Annotated in this window: 15 protein-coding genes; 9 read left to right on the top strand and 6 right to left on the bottom strand. The window is 47.8% G+C overall.

The window, feature by feature from the left end:
- Nucleotides 1–6 precede the first annotated feature (6 nt).
- Genes IE082_RS00770 through fdx form a run of 3 tightly spaced genes read left to right on the top strand, consistent with a single transcriptional unit; the run spans nt 7 to nt 3,267 of the window.
- Nucleotides 7–996, top strand: a complete 990-nt coding sequence (locus IE082_RS00770; RefSeq protein ID WP_189490350.1) for an AbiH family protein — start codon at nt 7–9, stop codon at nt 994–996.
- 12 nt (nt 997–1,008) lie between these two features.
- A complete protein-coding gene (hscA, locus tag IE082_RS00775; RefSeq protein WP_189490351.1) occupies nt 1,009–2,901 on the top strand; it encodes a Fe-S protein assembly chaperone HscA in 1,893 nt (630 codons plus the stop codon).
- Nucleotides 2,902–2,928: 27 nt separating this feature from the next.
- Nucleotides 2,929–3,267 (top strand): ISC system 2Fe-2S type ferredoxin, encoded by a 339-nt coding sequence (gene fdx, locus IE082_RS00780; RefSeq protein ID WP_189490353.1) that lies wholly within the window; start codon nt 2,929–2,931, stop codon nt 3,265–3,267.
- 19 nt (nt 3,268–3,286) lie between these two features.
- Here fdx and IE082_RS00785 read toward each other — a convergent pair whose 3' ends face one another.
- Nucleotides 3,287–3,913 (bottom strand): trimeric intracellular cation channel family protein, encoded by a 627-nt coding sequence (locus IE082_RS00785; RefSeq protein WP_189490355.1) that lies wholly within the window; start codon nt 3,911–3,913, stop codon nt 3,287–3,289.
- Nucleotides 3,914–4,097: 184 nt separating this feature from the next.
- On the opposite strand from IE082_RS00785, the gene rpsO reads away from it, so the two are divergent.
- A complete protein-coding gene (gene rpsO, locus IE082_RS00790) occupies nt 4,098–4,367 on the top strand; it encodes a 30S ribosomal protein S15 (protein ID WP_189490357.1) in 270 nt (89 codons plus the stop codon).
- A 190-nt stretch (nt 4,368–4,557) separates the two neighbouring features.
- Nucleotides 4,558–6,657, top strand: coding sequence for a polyribonucleotide nucleotidyltransferase (gene pnp, locus IE082_RS00795; RefSeq protein WP_189490622.1), 2,100 nt, complete (start codon nt 4,558–4,560; stop codon nt 6,655–6,657).
- Nucleotides 6,658–6,816: 159 nt separating this feature from the next.
- Here pnp and IE082_RS00800 read toward each other — a convergent pair whose 3' ends face one another.
- Nucleotides 6,817–7,338 (bottom strand): adenine phosphoribosyltransferase, encoded by a 522-nt coding sequence (locus IE082_RS00800; RefSeq protein WP_189490359.1) that lies wholly within the window; start codon nt 7,336–7,338, stop codon nt 6,817–6,819.
- Nucleotides 7,339–7,373: 35 nt separating this feature from the next.
- Nucleotides 7,374–8,648 carry a lysophospholipid transporter LplT gene (gene lplT / locus IE082_RS00805; protein ID WP_189490361.1) on the bottom strand — a complete coding sequence of 425 codons (1,275 nt, stop codon included), beginning with the start codon at nt 8,646–8,648 and terminating at the stop codon, nt 7,374–7,376.
- A 338-nt stretch (nt 8,649–8,986) separates the two neighbouring features.
- Here lplT and alr point away from each other — a divergent pair, with 338 nt between their 5' ends.
- Entirely contained in the window at nt 8,987–10,069 is a 1,083-nt protein-coding gene (gene alr, locus IE082_RS00810) for an alanine racemase (RefSeq protein WP_189490363.1), read from the top strand.
- 333 nt (nt 10,070–10,402) lie between these two features.
- Here the strand turns inward: alr and IE082_RS00815 are convergent, their stop codons facing one another.
- On the bottom strand, nt 10,403–10,891 hold the full coding sequence (locus tag IE082_RS00815) for a dienelactone hydrolase family protein (RefSeq protein ID WP_229809654.1): 489 nt from the start codon (nt 10,889–10,891) through the stop codon (nt 10,403–10,405).
- A 62-nt stretch (nt 10,892–10,953) separates the two neighbouring features.
- Here IE082_RS00815 and IE082_RS00820 point away from each other — a divergent pair, with 62 nt between their 5' ends.
- Entirely contained in the window at nt 10,954–12,447 is a 1,494-nt protein-coding gene (locus tag IE082_RS00820) for an NAD(P)H-hydrate dehydratase (protein ID WP_189490365.1), read from the top strand.
- Between the two features lie 83 nt (nt 12,448–12,530).
- On the opposite strand, the gene IE082_RS00825 is transcribed toward IE082_RS00820, so the two are convergent.
- Together IE082_RS00825 and mltA are read right to left on the bottom strand one after the other, a co-directional pair.
- Complete coding sequence (locus IE082_RS00825) at nt 12,531–13,058, bottom strand: sterol desaturase family protein (RefSeq protein WP_189490367.1); 528 nt, start codon at nt 13,056–13,058, stop codon at nt 12,531–12,533.
- Between the two features lie 153 nt (nt 13,059–13,211).
- Entirely contained in the window at nt 13,212–14,528 is a 1,317-nt protein-coding gene (mltA, locus tag IE082_RS00830) for a murein transglycosylase A (RefSeq protein ID WP_189490369.1), read from the bottom strand.
- A 103-nt stretch (nt 14,529–14,631) separates the two neighbouring features.
- Here mltA and gnd point away from each other — a divergent pair, with 103 nt between their 5' ends.
- Both gnd and IE082_RS00840 read left to right on the top strand, forming a co-directional pair.
- The gene (gene gnd, locus IE082_RS00835; RefSeq protein ID WP_189490371.1) at nt 14,632–16,146 is read left to right on the top strand and encodes an NADP-dependent phosphogluconate dehydrogenase; all 1,515 of its coding nucleotides are present in this window, start codon (nt 14,632–14,634) and stop codon (nt 16,144–16,146) included.
- 59 nt (nt 16,147–16,205) lie between these two features.
- Complete coding sequence (locus IE082_RS00840) at nt 16,206–16,595, top strand: cytochrome b562 (RefSeq protein WP_189490373.1); 390 nt, start codon at nt 16,206–16,208, stop codon at nt 16,593–16,595.
- The last annotated feature ends 55 nt before the right edge of the window (nt 16,596–16,650 follow it).

Raw genomic sequence — 16,650 nt, forward strand, 5'->3', positions numbered from 1 at the left:
AAAACGATGGAAACGATGGAAAGAATTTTAATCATTGGAAATGGCTTTGACTTAGATTTAGGTTTAAAGACTTCGTATCAAGACTTCCTAAAATCAGCAGTTTTTACAACATTGATAAAAGAACAAAATGGCTTGGCTCGTTATTTATATATAAAAAATACAATTCAAAACTGGGTGGACGTTGAGCATGAGTTAAAAAATTATGCCAATGATTTATACAATAAACCTGAAGCGCTTCTTAGCTTTTTAAATTTCGATCCTTCTGCTTCTAACAGGATACCCTCATTTAAAACCAATCTAAAAAAGGAGTTTGTTGCGTTAAAAGAAGCATTATGCACGCATTTAAATGACGAGCAAATGAAAGAAAAGATAATCGATTCAAATGCTTCTAGAATATTAAAATATGGGACTTTATTTAATGACCAAGGCAAATACCACGACTTTAATTGGTCAATAGAAAAAAAAGGATTTGACTCAATTTATTCGTTTAATTATACCAATAGCCTTGAAAATTACACAGGTCGAACGGATGGAGGGCACGCTGTAGAACCATTTTTTATTCACGGTTCTTTGAATCAAAATAACATAGTTTTTGGCGTTGAGGATGATTCAGTACCAGAGGAGTGTAATTTTTTACTTAAATCAGACCATGCAGCATTTGGGGGTGCTCCAGATTTATTGCTCAGTATTTCAGAAGAATCTAAGGAGTTCCATTTTTTCGGCTGCTCACAGGGAGATACCGACAACGCGCATTTTGAAAACTTTTTTTCTGCGTTAGCCAAAACACCAAATGCCATGAACAAATCAACAATCAAACACCATTTACTCTTTTATGTCTATGGACAATCAGGCTATCAAACCATAAGAAATCGAATTTTGCATTTAACCATTGGTCAGCTTGCTCGCTTTAAACTTAATCAAAAAGTGACTTTTTATGACATAAAAAAGAACGTAATGATAGACCAAAACTACTTGAACCAACTTTCAACAGATTGATGCAAAGCAAACATGGCACTTCTCCAAATCTCCGAGCCCGGTGAATCCACCGCCCCCCATCAACACCGCTTGTCCGTCGGCATTGATTTAGGCACGACGAATTCGCTGGTTGCTACCGTGCGTCACGGTTTTCCGTCTGTGCTGGCCGATGAGTCGGGGGCGACGTTGTTGCCGTCTGTGGTGCATTATGCCGACGCGCAGATTGATGTCGGTTTGAGCGCGAAACAAGCGTCAAGCACAGACCCGAAAAACACCATTGCTTCTGTCAAGCGACTGATGGGGCGCGGTTATCAAGATGCATTGCAGTTGCCCGATGCGGGTTATACCTTGGTTGATACGCCAGGTATGGTCAGTGTACAGACCGTGCAGGGCGTTAAAAGCCCCGTTGAGGTGTCGGCTGAAATACTCAAAGCCTTGTATCAGCGCGCATTACAAAGTTTGAACGACGATATTGTGGGCGCGGTGATTACCGTGCCTGCGTATTTTGACGACGCGCAGCGGCAAGCGACCAAGGCGGCGGCGGAGTTGGCGGGGTTGAATGTGCTGCGCTTGCTCAATGAGCCGACGGCGGCGGCGATTGCTTATGGCTTAGATCTTGCTGATGGGGCGGATGCGAAAGAGGGCACATTTGCGGTTTATGATTTGGGTGGCGGGACGTTTGATGTGTCGATTCTGAGGTTAACGAAGGGCGTGTTTGAAGTGCTCGCGACGCATGGTGATACCGCGCTCGGTGGCGATGATTTTGATCATCGGGTGTACTGCTGGATTTTAAAAGAAGCTGATTTAATCGGATTGCACGCCAACTTGTCGGCGCAAGACATTCGCTTGTTACAAGCCAAAAGCCGCGCGGCGAAGGAACATCTGACTGCTAACGGCGTGGCGAGCATTCGCGCGAGTTTGTCTGACGGTCATCAGGTCAATTTGATGCTGTCGCAAGCGCAGTTCTTTGAAATGACAAAGACACTGGTTGATAAAACGGTGCGCGTGCTCGATGAAGCCTTGAACCAAGCGAATGTCAAAAGTCATGAGCTGCAAGGCGTGGTGATGGTTGGCGGTGCGACGCGTATGCTCAATATTCAACGCGCTGTGACCTCACATGTGGCGTGTCCTGTGCTCAATGATTTAAACCCAGACGAAGTGGTCGCGCTTGGCGCGGCGATGCAGGCGAATGTCCTTGCGGGCAATCGCGCCGATGACGATTGGCTTTTGCTCGACGTGATTCCACTCTCGCTCGGCGTGGAAACGATGGGTGGCTTGACGGAAAAAATCATCCCACGCAACAGCACGCTGCCGATTGCGCGTGCGCAAGAGTTCACCACATTCAAAGATGGTCAAACGGCGATAGCATTGCATGTCGTTCAAGGTGAGCGTGAGTTGGTGTCTGAGTGTCGCTCGCTGGCGAAATTTGAGCTGCGTGGTATTCCGCCGATGGTCGCTGGTGCGGCACGCGTGCGCGTGACTTATCAGGTTGACGCCGATGGTTTACTGACAGTGTCTGCTCGCGAAATGAATTCAGGTGTGTCTACTGAAATCACGGTCAAACCATCGTTCGGCTTGTCTGATGACGAAATTGCTGACATGCTCAAAGCAGGTAACGCCAACGCTGTCGCTGACATGCAGGCACGCGCGTGGCGTGAAGCGGTTGTTGATGCCGAACGCATCGTTCTCGCGGTCAATGGTGCGATTGCGGAGGATGGTGAGCTGCTGTCTGATGCTGAGCGTATGGGCTTATTGAATCATATTGAGGTTGTGCAAGAACTCATGAGCAGCCACGATGTGGCGCAAGTCGACGCCGTGCGCGCTGCTTCTGACGCTTTAGCAAAATCCTCCGAAGACTTTGCTGCGCGTCGCATGGATAAAGCCATTGCGACTGCTCTGTCAGGTCAATCCATCGATAACTTATAAAATTATTTTTTCAAAAGAATCAATATCATGCCCATTATCAAAGTCCTACCACACGAACACCTTTGCCCCAATGGTGCCGAGTTTGAAGCCAAATCAGGTGTCTCTGTCTGTGATAATTTATTAGAACACGACGTGGACATCGAGCATGCCTGCGAAAAAGTCGCTGCTTGCACGACTTGCCACGTGATTGTTCGCCAAGGCTACAGGTCGCTCAATGACATTGAGGATCAGGAAGAGGATTTGCTCGACATGGCATGGGGTTTGACCTCGCTGTCGCGTCTGTCCTGCCAAGCGATTGTTGCGGATGAGGACTTAACGATTGAACTGCCGAAATACACGAAAAATCATGCCAGTGAAGGGCACTGATGGTAAAGAAAAGCGCGGGTTAAAACCCTTTCGGGACTTCCAAACGGAGTTTCACGCTAACCAATCGAAATACCACAATGAGGCTACTTGATATCAATAAGCTAACAATGTCATTGGCATTAAAGTGCAGTAAGGCAATATAAATCCAAGCGCCAATAAAAGCACATGAAGCATAAGGGCGGCTATCGGTCAGCAGCAATGGCGTGTCACCGCACAAAATATCGCGAATCACACCACCAAATGCTGCGCCAATCACCCCAAGCATCGCAGCGACGAAGTAGGGCATGTGAGCGTCAAGTGCAATTGCTGTGCTGGTAATGGTGAATAAACCCAAGCCAAGCGCATCTGCAACAATCATGCCCTTGCGTGAGAGTACGCGGTGCATGAAGTCTAATGTTTTACCTGCTAACAGTGAGCAGACAAAAATCGCAATCACATAATTTTGATGTTCCACCCAGTAAAATGGTCGTCGGTCGAGCAAAATATCACGCAATGTCCCGCCGCCAAAAGCGGTGACAAATCCAATAATGAACACGCCAACTGAGTCAAATTTTCGTTGTTGAGCACGGATGAAACCAGAAATACAAAAGGCGATGATGCCAATGGCTTCAATGAATGGGATGAGTTTGATGACAGTGGGGAACATTAGTGACTTTATGGCTTATTTAGATTAGTTCGCCATTTTACTGTGTTTGCTTGAATTGGCTTGAGGGATTTTGCGATTAGGCACTTTTGTGCTACAATGCTGGCTGCTCATAAATCATGAGCATCACGGCGCGGCGGCAATCAGGCTGTCTCGTTCGCAAGTGTTTAATTTTTAAGGAAATATTATGTCTGTTACTACAGAAAACAAAGCAGCTATCGTCGGCGAATACCAACGTGCTCAAGGCGATACAGGTTCTCCAGAAGTGCAAGTGGCTTTATTGACTGCACGCATCAACGACTTGACTAATCACTTTAAAGCCAATGCAAAAGATCACCACTCACGTCGTGGTTTGCTCAAAATGGTTAGCCGCCGTCGTAAATTACTCGATTACCTCAAACGCACCAATGCTGATACGTACCGTTCACTCATCGAACGTTTGAGCCTGCGTAAATAAGTTTGACCGAATCAAAAATGCCTGTGTTGAATTAACGCAGGCATTTTGTTTTTAAAAATCCAACCAAAATTTATTTTACCAACCCGCAATGAGTTATTCGGTGATGTGTTATTCCAAGAGTTTTTATGATTTAAACACTGTTGGAATAGCATAACCGACTCGTTGCACACATTAAGGAAATATCATGACAATGTTCAATAAAGTCACCAAAACCTTCCAATACGGTCAACACACCGTGACCATGGAAACAGGCCAAATTGCACGTCAAGCCACAGGCGCGGTTTTGCTTAACATGGATGATACGGTCGTTTTAGCCACCGTTGTGGCCAAAGAGCAAGTGAAAGACGGGCAAGATTTTTTCCCATTAACAGTTGATTACATCGAAAAAACCTATGCAGCAGGTCGCATCCCAGGTGGTTTTTTCCGTCGTGAAGGCCGTCCTTCTGAAAAAGAAATTTTGGTGTGCCGTCTCATCGACCGTCCAATGCGCCCATTGTTCCCAGAAGGTTTTTACAATGAAGTGCAAGTCGTCGTACAAGTGATGTCATCCAATCCTGAAGTTGATCCAGATATCCCTTCATTGTTAGCAGCCTCTGCAGCTTTAGCGATTTCAGGCATTCCATTCGCAGGACCAGTCGGCGCGGCACGTGTGGGTTATATTGACGGTCAATATGTCTTGAACCCAACTTTGAGCCAATTGGCAAATTCGCGCATGGACTTAGTTGTTGCAGGTACTGAGTCAGCCGTGTTGATGGTGGAGTCTGAAGCACAACAATTGCCAGAAGAAGTCATGCTTGCAGGTATCGTTTACGGCCACGAGCAAATGCAAGTGGCGATTGACGCAATCTATGACTTGGTACGCGACGGTGGTAAGCCTGAATGGAACTGGCAAGCGCCTGCGAAAAACGAACCGCTGATCGCTCAAATCAATGAGTTGGCCGAAGCTGACATGCGCGCTGCGTATCAAATTCGCGAAAAGCAAGCCCGTACAACCGCATTGCGCGCGGTGTCTGACAAAGTTAAAGCCGCTTTGCCCGATGTTGAAGCTGTTGAAATTAACGACTTGTTGTTTGCTGTTGAATCGAATGTGGTTCGTTCACAAATTTTGAGTGGTCAACCACGTATCGATGGTCGTGACACACGCACTGTGCGCCCGATTGAAATCAGCCTTGGTTTATTGCCACGCACGCACGGCTCAGCATTATTCACCCGTGGTGAAACGCAAGCCTTGGTGGTTGCTACTTTGGGCACCAAAACCGATGAACAAATGATTGACGGACTTGAAGGCTCAAGCCGCGATCGCTTCATGTTGCATTACAACATGCCACCGTCAGCAACGGGCGAAACGGGTCGAGTTGGCTCACCAAAGCGCCGTGAAATCGGTCATGGTCGTTTAGCGAAACGCGCTTTGGCAGCATGCTTGCCAAGCCACGAAGATTTTCCATACACCATTCGCGTGGTCTCTGAAATCACCGAATCAAACGGTTCATCGTCAATGGCGTCAGTTTGTGGTGGTTGTTTGTCTTTGATGGACGCAGGCGTACCGATGAAAGCGCACGTGGCAGGTATCGCTATGGGTTTGATCAAAGACGGCGGCAAATTCGCAGTGTTGTCCGACATTTTGGGCGACGAAGATCACTTGGGTGACATGGACTTTAAAGTGGCAGGTACCGCCATTGGCGTGACTGCATTGCAAATGGACATGAAAATCCAAGGCATCACCAAAGAAATTATGCAAGTTGCCCTCGCCCAAGCACGCGAAGGCCGTATACACATTTTGGGTCACATGGAAGCGGCGATTAGCGGCGGCCGTGCTGAGATGTCTTCGTATGCACCGCGCTTGTACACGATGAAAATCAATGCCGACAAAATTCGTGACGTCATCGGTAAAGGCGGCGCAACCATTCGTCAACTCACCGAAGAAACAGGTACCACAATTGACATCCAAGAAGACGGCACCATCACCATCGCCTCTAATGACGCTGAAAAAGCTGCTGAAGCGCAACGTCGCATCAGTGAGTTGACCGCAGAAATTGAAGTGGGTAAAACGTATGATGGTACTGTACTGAAAATTTTGGACTTCGGTGCGATTGTTCAATGCTTTCCTGGTAAAGATGGTTTGTTGCATATCTCTCAAATCGCTCACGAGCGTGTCAATGCTGTATCTGATTACCTCAAAGAGGGGCAGCAAGTCCGTGTGAAAGCAACTGAGACAGATGACCGAGGTCGTGTGAAATTGTCAATGAAAGCCTTGATTGAGCGTCCAGTAGCGCCCGCTCAAGAAGGCTAATTACCTTAAAAACATCTGTTTTTAATTAAGCCTCGCAGGATACGCGGGGCTTTTTGTTTTGTGCAAACAACAGAGAATGGTTATAAATAATCACATGTTTTCATAATTAAAAAAATGAACAAATGCGTTTTCATATTGACATTGAGATAAGTACCTTAGTTAAGCGGGTACTGTAATCATTGAATAACAATCAAACCCAGCCAGTTTCTCGCGTCCACCGAGTCCATCGAGTTCGAGTAAAAAGCCAAATCCCACTGTTTCACCGCCCAACTGTGACACGAGTTGCGTTACAGCATGAGCGGTGCCGCCCGTGGCCAGTAAGTCATCAACAATGAGAACGCGCTCGCCCGCTTGGATGGCGTCTGCGTGAATTTCTAAGCGGTCTGTACCGTACTCTAATGCGTAGTTAACACCAATCGTGACTGAAGGCAGCTTATTTGGTTTTCGAACAGGGACAAAGCCTGCGCCAAGTGCATAAGCGAGCGTAGGAGCAAAGATAAAACCACGCGCTTCTGTGCCAATCACCTTGTCGATTTTCTGGTCTTTAAACTGCGCGATAAAGGTATCCATAATGGTTTTAAGGCCGATGGGGTCTTCAAGTGCTGTGGTGATGTCGTAGAACAATATTCCCTCTTTGGGGTAATTTGGTACTTGTCTAATGAGCGATAAGATGTCTGTCATTTTTGTGTCCTGTGTGCAGTCAAAATCAAAATAGGTCAAATGTGTTCGTGATGAGCGATTTCTTCAATGAGTTTATCGGCATCATGGTGTTTTTTATTGTACAAATACCAGCGGTAAAACATCATCATAAGCACAGTGATGAATACGATGAACAACACGATTGCTGTATGCAATGGCACATGGAAGTATTTAAGTCCAGCGTAGATAGACAGCATCAACAAAATACTTAAGTTTTCATTGAAGTTTTGTACGGCAATAGAGTGACCTGCGCTGAGCAGGACGTAACCACGATGCTGAAGCATCGCATTCATCGGCACGAGGAAAAATCCGCCAAGTGCACCAATCATCACCATGAGCGGGAATGCAATGTACACCGAGCGAATCCACAGCAGTGAAATCAGTGACACACCAAGTAACATGCCAAGTGGAATCACCGACGTGGCGCGGCGCATGGCGATAAATCGTGCGGCCAGTATGGCACCGATGGTACTGCCGATGCCGACGAATGCTTGCATGACGAATGAGTCATTTTTTGTCTGTCCCAGGTCTTGCTGAGCCCAGTCGAGGATGATGAACTGCATGACTGCCGCCACACCCCACAGCAATGTAGTAATCGCGAGAGAAATTTGGCCAAGTTTGTCGCGCCACAGTGTCATATTGCAGTGCCAAAAGTCTTTGATGAGTGCACCGACGCGGTGTGCTTGCTTTTCGTATCGGACGCCTGTGTCGGGAATCAATCGATTTAAAATGGCCGCAAGCGCATAAATCAGACAAATGATGAAAATAGCGGTGGTCGCTGGTGTGAAGCTGGTGAAGGGGAACAGGCTGTGAAACCAAACTTGCACATTACTCTTGGCGAGTAATGCACCAGTGGCTGTGCCAAATATGATGGACAGCACCGTGGCTGCTTCAATCCACCCATTGGCCACCACGAGTTTTTCGGCTGGCAACAGTTCAGTGATGATGCCGTATTTGGCAGGTGAGTAAGCAGCGGCACCCAACCCGACAACGGCATAAGCCATGAGCGGATGCACACCAAAGAGCATGATGGACGCACCAATGATTTTGATGGAATTGGTGATGAACATGACTTGCCCTTTGGGGCGAGAGTCAGCAAAGGCACCGACAAACGGAGCGAGCAACACGTAAGATATGGTGAAAAAAGCCTTGAGCATTGGCTCTAAACTGGAGTCGGCCAGCATTTCAGCCAGTAAAATCACAGAAGCGGCCAATAGTGCATTATCAGCCAGAGAAGAGAAAAATTGTGCGGCGAGGATGGTGTAAAACGCCCGACTGGTCGAGCGAGTCATTTTTACTTGATTTGTTGCTGGTTGGCTATGATGCACAGGCAATCCTCAAAAATAACACAGTCAATGTTTGCAATGTGTTTCAAACTCATTGGTTAAACATGTGCTGCAAGAGTGTTTTTACATGTTTTTAAGTAGGCGAATTTATATCATGAATCCGTGTCCAGCGGTGATTTAATCGCGACCAAAATAGGAGAGATGCACGAAGTTAGCAGATTAATAAAGAAATATATTGTGAAAATGAGTGTTTTTTTGAGTGAAATTAAGCACCAACAGTGACTACAATTGCACAGATTCAAAGACCAAATAGCAAGAGACTTATCAGCCCGTAGGAGTTCTTTATGCCGCGCCCCATTATCGCCAAAATTTATCCGCAAGCGGTTGCGCACAATATTACTGTTGCACAAACAATTTCAGGTGCGAAAGCATGGGCCACCATCAAGGCCAATGCCTATGGCCATGGCATTGAACGTATTTTTTCTGGACTGCAAGGTGCGCAAGGCTTGGCCATGCTCGATTTCGACGAAGCGCGACGTGTGCGTGAGCTCGGCTGGGAAAAGCCTATTTTAATGCTCGAAGGGTGCTTTTCTCCTGATGATTATCGCTCTGCGCAGTCACTGGATTTAACGGTGGTGATTCACCATGCGGCGCAGATCGACTGGCTGATTGCAGCCAATCTGCATAAAAATTTGAATGTGTATTTGAAAATGAACACGGGTATGAACCGCGTGGGGTTTATGCCGAGCGAATACGGTGCGGCATTTGAGCGACTCAATGCTTTGGCTAATGTGGGGAACATCACGCTCATGACGCATTTTGCCAATGCTGATTTAAGTGATGGCCTTACAGAAGCGATGGAGCGGTTTAATTCAGTGACTGCACCCATACTCATTCAACATCCACAGCTTGAGCGTAGCTGCAGCAATTCGGCTGCTGTTCTGGCGCATTCATCTGCGCATTTTGACTGGGTGCGTCCAGGAATTATGATTTATGGTAGCTCTCCGTTTGCGAACAAAAGTGCCCATGAATGCGGTCTGTTACCAGCTATGGCATTGCAATCAGAAATCATCGGTGTACAGCACATCGTTGCGGGCGAGGCGGTCGGCTATGGTTCGAGGTTTGTTGCTGATAAGCCAATGACGATTGGTGTTGTGGCTTGTGGCTATGCCGATGGTTATCCGCGTCATGCACCAGATGGCACGCCAGTGATTGTCGGTGGTGTTCGGACTCGATTGATTGGGCGAGTATCGATGGATATGTTGATGGTTGACTTGACCGATATAAGTGGCGTTGGCATTGGCTCAACGGTTGAGCTCTGGGGAAAGAATGTGCCGATTGACGATGTGGCGCAGGCATCTGGTACGATTGGTTATGAGCTGATGTGTGCATTGGCACAGCGAGTGCCTGTGGTGGTCGAGACATAAGTAACGTGTGACGAGTGTACTTATATTTGATGGATTATCGGGAAAGACAAAGACGCGAATTTCGCGTCTTTTGTATTTTTAGGGGTAAATACACGTGATCTGACTTGATAAATGACTTGGTATTGTCGTTGGGCTGATAAAAAACCACTTTAAATGCGCACAAAATAAGTGTATTAAAAATTCTCCACCCTGAAGATCCAAAGGTGTTTCGTGCTAAAAAAGTACATTTCATGATTATGCTGCACCAATCCACCCCAGCAAAAGCTTGTGATGGCGAGTTTTTTGGCATTAACGGCCTTGTTGTTGGCTGCGTAAGCGACACAGACATCTAAGTCACTCATACCTTGGGCATCGGGGACTTTGCTGGTGACGTTTTTTTTTGAATGTCTTGAATGTTGGTGATGACAGACACATCGCCTTGACGTATGAAGAGGCTGGTGCAATGGCGTAGTAACCAGCTTTGGCCAATCGGCGGCAGATGTCTTTGATGTGTTCGTGGACACCGAAAATTTCGTGTATGACCAGCATCATGTCTAAGTTTTTGCCTGTAGCAGGCATGGCGAAATAGGAGGGGATATTACCATCCTTGGTGGGCACTTTGACTTCGCCGACGGTTAGGTCAATACTGTCGGTATAAATGGTTTGTGAAGTGACGGGTAAAACGGCAGCGGCGAAGCCTGCTGCTAAACTACCCTTAATGAAGTTGCGGCGATCGACAGGCTTTGTGGGGGCAGGTGGACTGGTGTGCTCAAAAACAGGTTTGGAGGTGTTTATGTGTGCGCTCCTTGGTGGATGGGTGGGGTAAAGTTGTTTTGTGAGCATACACCAAAACGTTTGTTAGGATATTGTGCGTAGGATAAGACGGGAAAGCAAGGAGTGGAGTGATGAGTGATGGAAAAAATACATTAGCAACATTGGCGATGTCGCGTGGGGTTGAGGAGCAGGCGGCACAAAAAGGTGATGACTTGATGGGGCGGGCGGCACGTGCAACGGTAGACTGGCTGATGCCGCAGGTCAGTGCTGGAGCGACTATTTGGGTTGCTGCGGGTGTGGGCAACAATGGAGGTGATGCTTTGTTAGCGGCATCGTTGTTGCATGAGCGTGGTTTTCGTGTGTCGCTGATTGTACCAACACTACCAGTGAGTGCAGCAACACAATCTGCTCTGCGACAATGCGAAGAGCAAGGTTTGCCCATATGGCGTGAACGTTCGGAATGGCAAGCTCAAACAGTCACATCTGCACCTGATTGGGTGATTGATGGTTTGCTGGGCATTGGATTAAGTCGTGCACCAGAAGGTGTTTTTGCCGAATTGATTGATGATTTGAATGCTCTGTCTGTGCCGATTGTGGCCTTGGATGTGCCCTCTGGTGTGGATGCGCAGACGGGTGTTGTTGCGGGTTCTGCGATTCGGGCTTGTTTTACTTTGACTTTTTTGTATCAAAAGTCAGGTTTGTGGATGGGCGATGGGGCAGATTGTTCAGGCGAGGTGGTTTTGGCTGATTTGGATTTTGCCTCGTCGTCATTGATTGAGAGCGATGGGCGTTTGAATCTTCACCATGAGGGCACTTTAAGCCAACTCAAACGCCCGCGCAACAGCCACAAAGGTCGATTTGGCTCAGTGGTAGTGGTTGGTGGGCACGTTGGTATGGTGGGCGCTGCAATCTTGGCGGGGCGTGCCGCATTTTCGGCTGGGGTGGGCAAGGTTTTGTTGCATCTGCTGGATGACCGATTAGTGGTTGACCCGATGTCGCCCGAATTAATGATGCGCGGAGCGATGGAGGATGTGTCTGGTGTAAATGCGGTGGTGATTGGGCCTGGGCTTGGTCAGAGCGAGCAGTCGTTGGCTGCTTTGATGAATGTGCTCTCTGTGATGACGCCACAGCAATCTTTGGTAGTGGATGCGGATGCCTTGAATTTGATGGCGCAGCATGAGTCACTGCGTCGAGATTTGATTGGTCGAGAGTCGTTTGCGGTTTTGACGCCACATCCGACGGAAGCGGCGCGTTTGCTGAACATAAGCACAGTACAAATTCAGGCCAATCGAATCGATGCGGCGCAAACTTTGGCGAAGTTGTATCACAGTGTCGTGGTGCTCAAAGGCGTCGGTACGGTGATTGCCTCACCGGATGGTGCGTATTGTGTCAACACAACGGGCGGTGCGGCACTGGCTGTGGCGGGGCAGGGTGATGTGTTGTCTGGATTGCTGGCTGCGTTACTGGCGATGGGGGGTGCGCCATTTGAAGCGGCTTGTTTGGCTGTGTATGTGCATGGTATGGCAGGAGATGATTACACGCAGGCTGTGCAAGGCACGATTGGCCTATCGCCCAGCCACATGCCGCAGCTGATTAGCGCGGTTTTGAATCGTTTGCAGGCTTAAATGCAGATGTCCAAGCCTTCTGTTATTTGTATTTGGGATCGAGGGTATTCATCGCACGATTCCGCACGATTCCAAAATGTAAATTACAAACCGTAGTTGTGACGACCACGTGCGTGGTGCATTGAGTGTGCGGTTGAGGTGTTCACCCAACGACTCAACCAGTGTGCGTTCATACTGCGAGGAAAAAACTCTCGCCCGCTGTGTCCATAAACATTGTAGGCGGTTGAGATGGACTGAAAAATAAAAAATGCCAAAGGATGTACTGGAACCATGAAAATAATCACAGAAACAATCAGTGCTTCAACCAATGCCTCTGTGGGGTGAAAGCTGTAAGCAGCAAAAGCTGTTGGATACACAGAGGGATGATGGAGTTGGTGCATGGTACGAAACCGCTTAGGCGAGTGCATCAGACGATGCGACCAGTAGAAAAAAGTATCGTGCAAAACCAGCATCACCAAAATACTTAAGCCGAACCACCAAATCGGGTACGTGCCCATATCAAAATAAATCAAGCTGTATTGAAGTAAACCAGAACCTAAAATCAACGAATTAATCACCGCAAAAATCAGCACGGTGACCATTGAGTACATTAACTCTCTTTTGATATTCATGCGTCAGTCAAACTGCTTGGGGGCGTGCTCATGCACACGGCCTAAGCCACCTTCTCCCGTTGGTCGAGCAATCAAAAACATTATCGCAGCCATACCAATGTAGCGAAAGCCGTACAGAATAAAAGCAAAAACACCTGCCCATAAAATTTGGATTTAATTATTAATGAATGGAATTTCACCGTTTGGTAAAAGCAACCACATCTGACCCACTTGTTTGGTATGTCCAGCCAACTCGCCTGCGGTTTGACCAGAACCCCAGTAAATATCTGCGCGTACCGCACCACGAATCGCGCCGCCTGTGTCTTGAGCAATCATCAGTCGGTTTAGTGGTTGTTTGCTGTGTGGGTGTGTGGTGGATAGATAGGTTGGTGTGCCATAAGCCGTGTAGCGAGGATCAACGGCGATGCTGTGCTCCGCTGTGAGTGGCACGCCTTGTGCACCGATTGGCCCATCGTTGGAGCTTGGCAGTATTTGAAAAAACACGTAACTTGGGTTTTGGTTGAGCACTTCTCGTCGTTGTTTGGGGTGTTTGGCGAGCCAGTCTTTGATTATTTGTGCGGACACTTCATGAAGTTTTACGTAGTTGTAATCTGCAAGCCATTTGCCAATCGCTTTGTAGCGATGACCGTTTTGCTCTGCATAACTGAGCCGAACGGTGCTGCCGTCAGTAAGCTTTAATCGGCCTGATCCTTGAATTTCTAAGAAAAATAAATCAACTTCATCATCGGCCCAACCAAGAATAGGGGCTGCTTTTAGTGGTTCAGCGTCGATTTGCTCACGGGTGAGGTAGGGCACGAGTTGTTGGCCATTCAGTCGTGTTTTGAGCACTTTTGTTCGACTGTCGATGGTGAAGTCGCTGGTTGTTAAAGTGGCATCTGTCTGTGTTTTGTCGTCTGGATGAGGGATGACTTGCCACGTGCCATTGACGCGGCGAACGGTGAGCGTAGCTTGTTGCTTGGCTGTTTCATCTATGGGCAATACAATCAAATCAGTTGGGATGCCATAAATGGGGAAGCGTGCGGTTGCTGTGCGTGTGAGTGAGCCCTTGATGACGGGCTCGTAGTAGCCAGTGATCAGACCTGTGGTTTTGCCGTTTTCATTCAATTGCCACGCGGTGAAATGTTGCTCAAAAAACTGCCGTGCAGACGTAGCATCTGTGGCGTTGACTTGCTTGGCTTGCTGGCAAACCGTCTCCCATTTTTTAGGCATGGATGAGTTGCAGCTTTTTAAAAATGCAGACAAGCTAAGAGTTGCATTTTGCTCAGGCCAAGCGGGTAGATGGGTGACTGGCAATGGTGCATAGTTCGCTGGGCGAGCTGTGTTTGCGGTGGTTTTTGACGGTGCGGCGTTTGGCTGAGGAGAAGATTTTGAGGTTTTATCATCCGTGGTGCAACTGATGAGTAAGCAGCTAACGATGACGACAGCAGTGCTTTTGATTAATTTAGGCGGAAAAAGGGCTTTGGAGTGCATGATTAGTGAAAATTTTTAAAAAACCGACCATAAAGCAAAAGCAAACTGTGGTCAATCGTTTTACAATGGCGAACACTTTGATAACACCATTTGAGGGGAACACATGAGTACAACAGATATCGGTTTGGTCGGTTTGGCTGTCATGGGGCAAAATTTGGCATTGAACATTGCTGATCACGGCTACACGATTGCGGTCTATAACCGCAGTCCAGAAAAAACCAACGAATTTATGGCGCATTGCAAAGCAAATGAGCCTTCGCACGAGCGTTTGATTGGCTTTGCGGATTTGAGCGAGTTTGTTCAAAGCATCAAACGCCCACGCAAAATCATTCTCCTTGTCAAAGCTGGCGCAGCAACGGACGCGACCATCGACGCCTTGCTCCCACATTTAGAAAAAGACGACATCATCATCGATGGTGGTAATGCGTTGTGGACGGACACCATTCGCCGCGAAAAAGATTTATCAGCTAAGGGTTTTGAGTTTATTGGCTCAGGTGTCTCAGGTGGCGAAACGGGCGCGCGCTTTGGCCCATCACTCATGCCAGGTGGCACGGCCCAAGCGTGGGCATCGCTCGAGCCGATTTGGCGAGACATCGCAGCCAAAGTTGACCCTGTCACAGGTGCGCAGCTCAGCGGCGCAGAACCGGGCAAACCAATTGAAGGCGGTGTGTCGTGCACGGCGCACGTTGGTTCTGATGGCGCAGGTCACTATGTCAAAATGGTGCACAACGGCGTCGAATACATCGACATGCAGCTCATCTGCGAAGGCTACAGCCTGATGAAAAACATGCTTGGCATGAATGCAGGTGAAATCGGCCAAGTCTTTGAAAAATGGAATCAAGGTAAGTTATCCAGTTTCCTGATTGAAATCACTGCCGATATTTTGCAACAAAAAGACCCAGCTGACGCCACAGGCGACACGTGGTTTGTTGACAAGGTCCTCGACACCGCAGGTCAAAAGGGCACAGGCATGTGGACCGCCGCGAATGCGCTTGAGCTCGGTGTACCTGCCAATGCGATTGCGGAAGCGGTATTTGCTCGCTCATTATCAGCGCTGAAAGAGGAACGTGTGGCTGCGAGTTCGATTCTCAAAGGCCCAACCTTGCCGTTTGAATCGGACCGTGAAGCAATCATCGAGGCCATCGGTGATGCGCTCTACAGCTCAAAAATCTGCGCTTACGCGCAAGGCTTCCAACTCATGAAAGAAGCGGAAAAAGAATACAACTGGACACTCGACTTTGGGACCATCGCTCAAATTTGGCGTGGCGGTTGCATCATCCGTGCGGCATTTTTGCAAAAAATCACGGACGCATACAGCAACAATCCAGAATTGAAAAATCTGATGTTGGACTCGTATTTCACCAATGCTTTGCACGACGCGCAAAATAACTGGCGCGAAGTCATCGCCTTGGCTGTTCGTCATGGCATTCCCGTACCAGCGTTTAGCTCTGCGTTGGCGTACTTTGATGGCTACCGCAGTGCGGTGGTGCCTGCCAACTTATTGCAAGCACAGCGTGATTATTTTGGTGCTCATACTTATGAGCGTACTGACGAGCCACGTGGTCAGTTCTACCATCTCGATTGGCCACAAACGCCACGTGTGCAAAGCAAGATTTAAATAAAACCCACAACGCTCGGCTTGATGTCAGGCGTTGTTTTATTCCCAAGGAGACAAAAATGAATCAAATAAACAAAGGCTTAGCGATTTTGGCGTGTGCTTTGACACTCGGGTTGATTGGTTGTGCCACCACCTCAGGTACACCCAACATCGAGTCGTCTATGGAAAAGATGGGGGAACATATTGGTGCAGCCATGAAAAGCACGAATATGAACGACTTTGCGATGCATGCCAAAGCGTTCCGCGAAAACGTTGATCATGCAGGTCAAAACACTTACCCAGGCACCACCTCTGAACAAACCATGTACCGTGAAGGTATTGCGAAGTTGGCACAAGGATTAAATGCAGTGGATGCGCAGATTGTTGCAGGTGATTTAGACGCGGCGAAAAATGCGTTGAAAGCACTGTTGCCTGTGCGCAATCAGTACCACGCAGTTTTGAAGAAATGAGGATTTAAATGCATTTAAAAAGCAACTAAAGTTATCTAACAGTGTTTAATTTTAA

This window comes from Formosimonas limnophila (genome assembly GCF_014652675.1).
In the GTDB taxonomy this organism is placed as follows: domain Bacteria; phylum Pseudomonadota; class Gammaproteobacteria; order Burkholderiales; family Burkholderiaceae; genus Hydromonas; species Hydromonas limnophila.

What these genes read in the sequence shown, in the direction of transcription:
- lplT (WP_189490361.1), bottom strand. Translation starts at nt 8,648, where the DNA reads ATGACTCGCTCGACCAGTCGGGCGTTTTACACCATCCTCGCCGCACAA.
- rpsO (WP_189490357.1), top strand. Translation starts at nt 4,098, where the DNA reads ATGTCTGTTACTACAGAAAACAAAGCAGCTATCGTCGGCGAATACCAA.
- IE082_RS00800 (WP_189490359.1), bottom strand. Translation starts at nt 7,338, where the DNA reads ATGACAGACATCTTATCGCTCATTAGACAAGTACCAAATTACCCCAAA.
- IE082_RS00820 (WP_189490365.1), top strand. Translation starts at nt 10,954, where the DNA reads ATGAGTGATGGAAAAAATACATTAGCAACATTGGCGATGTCGCGTGGG.
- gnd (WP_189490371.1), top strand. Translation starts at nt 14,632, where the DNA reads ATGAGTACAACAGATATCGGTTTGGTCGGTTTGGCTGTCATGGGGCAA.
- IE082_RS00770 (WP_189490350.1), top strand. Translation starts at nt 7, where the DNA reads ATGGAAACGATGGAAAGAATTTTAATCATTGGAAATGGCTTTGACTTA.
- IE082_RS00840 (WP_189490373.1), top strand. Translation starts at nt 16,206, where the DNA reads ATGAATCAAATAAACAAAGGCTTAGCGATTTTGGCGTGTGCTTTGACA.
- IE082_RS00825 (WP_189490367.1), bottom strand. Translation starts at nt 13,058, where the DNA reads ATGAATATCAAAAGAGAGTTAATGTACTCAATGGTCACCGTGCTGATT.
- IE082_RS00815 (WP_229809654.1), bottom strand. Translation starts at nt 10,891, where the DNA reads ATGCTCACAAAACAACTTTACCCCACCCATCCACCAAGGAGCGCACAC.
- IE082_RS00785 (WP_189490355.1), bottom strand. Translation starts at nt 3,913, where the DNA reads ATGTTCCCCACTGTCATCAAACTCATCCCATTCATTGAAGCCATTGGC.
- fdx (WP_189490353.1), top strand. Translation starts at nt 2,929, where the DNA reads ATGCCCATTATCAAAGTCCTACCACACGAACACCTTTGCCCCAATGGT.
- hscA (WP_189490351.1), top strand. Translation starts at nt 1,009, where the DNA reads ATGGCACTTCTCCAAATCTCCGAGCCCGGTGAATCCACCGCCCCCCAT.
- alr (WP_189490363.1), top strand. Translation starts at nt 8,987, where the DNA reads ATGCCGCGCCCCATTATCGCCAAAATTTATCCGCAAGCGGTTGCGCAC.
- mltA (WP_189490369.1), bottom strand. Translation starts at nt 14,528, where the DNA reads ATGCACTCCAAAGCCCTTTTTCCGCCTAAATTAATCAAAAGCACTGCT.
- pnp (WP_189490622.1), top strand. Translation starts at nt 4,558, where the DNA reads ATGTTCAATAAAGTCACCAAAACCTTCCAATACGGTCAACACACCGTG.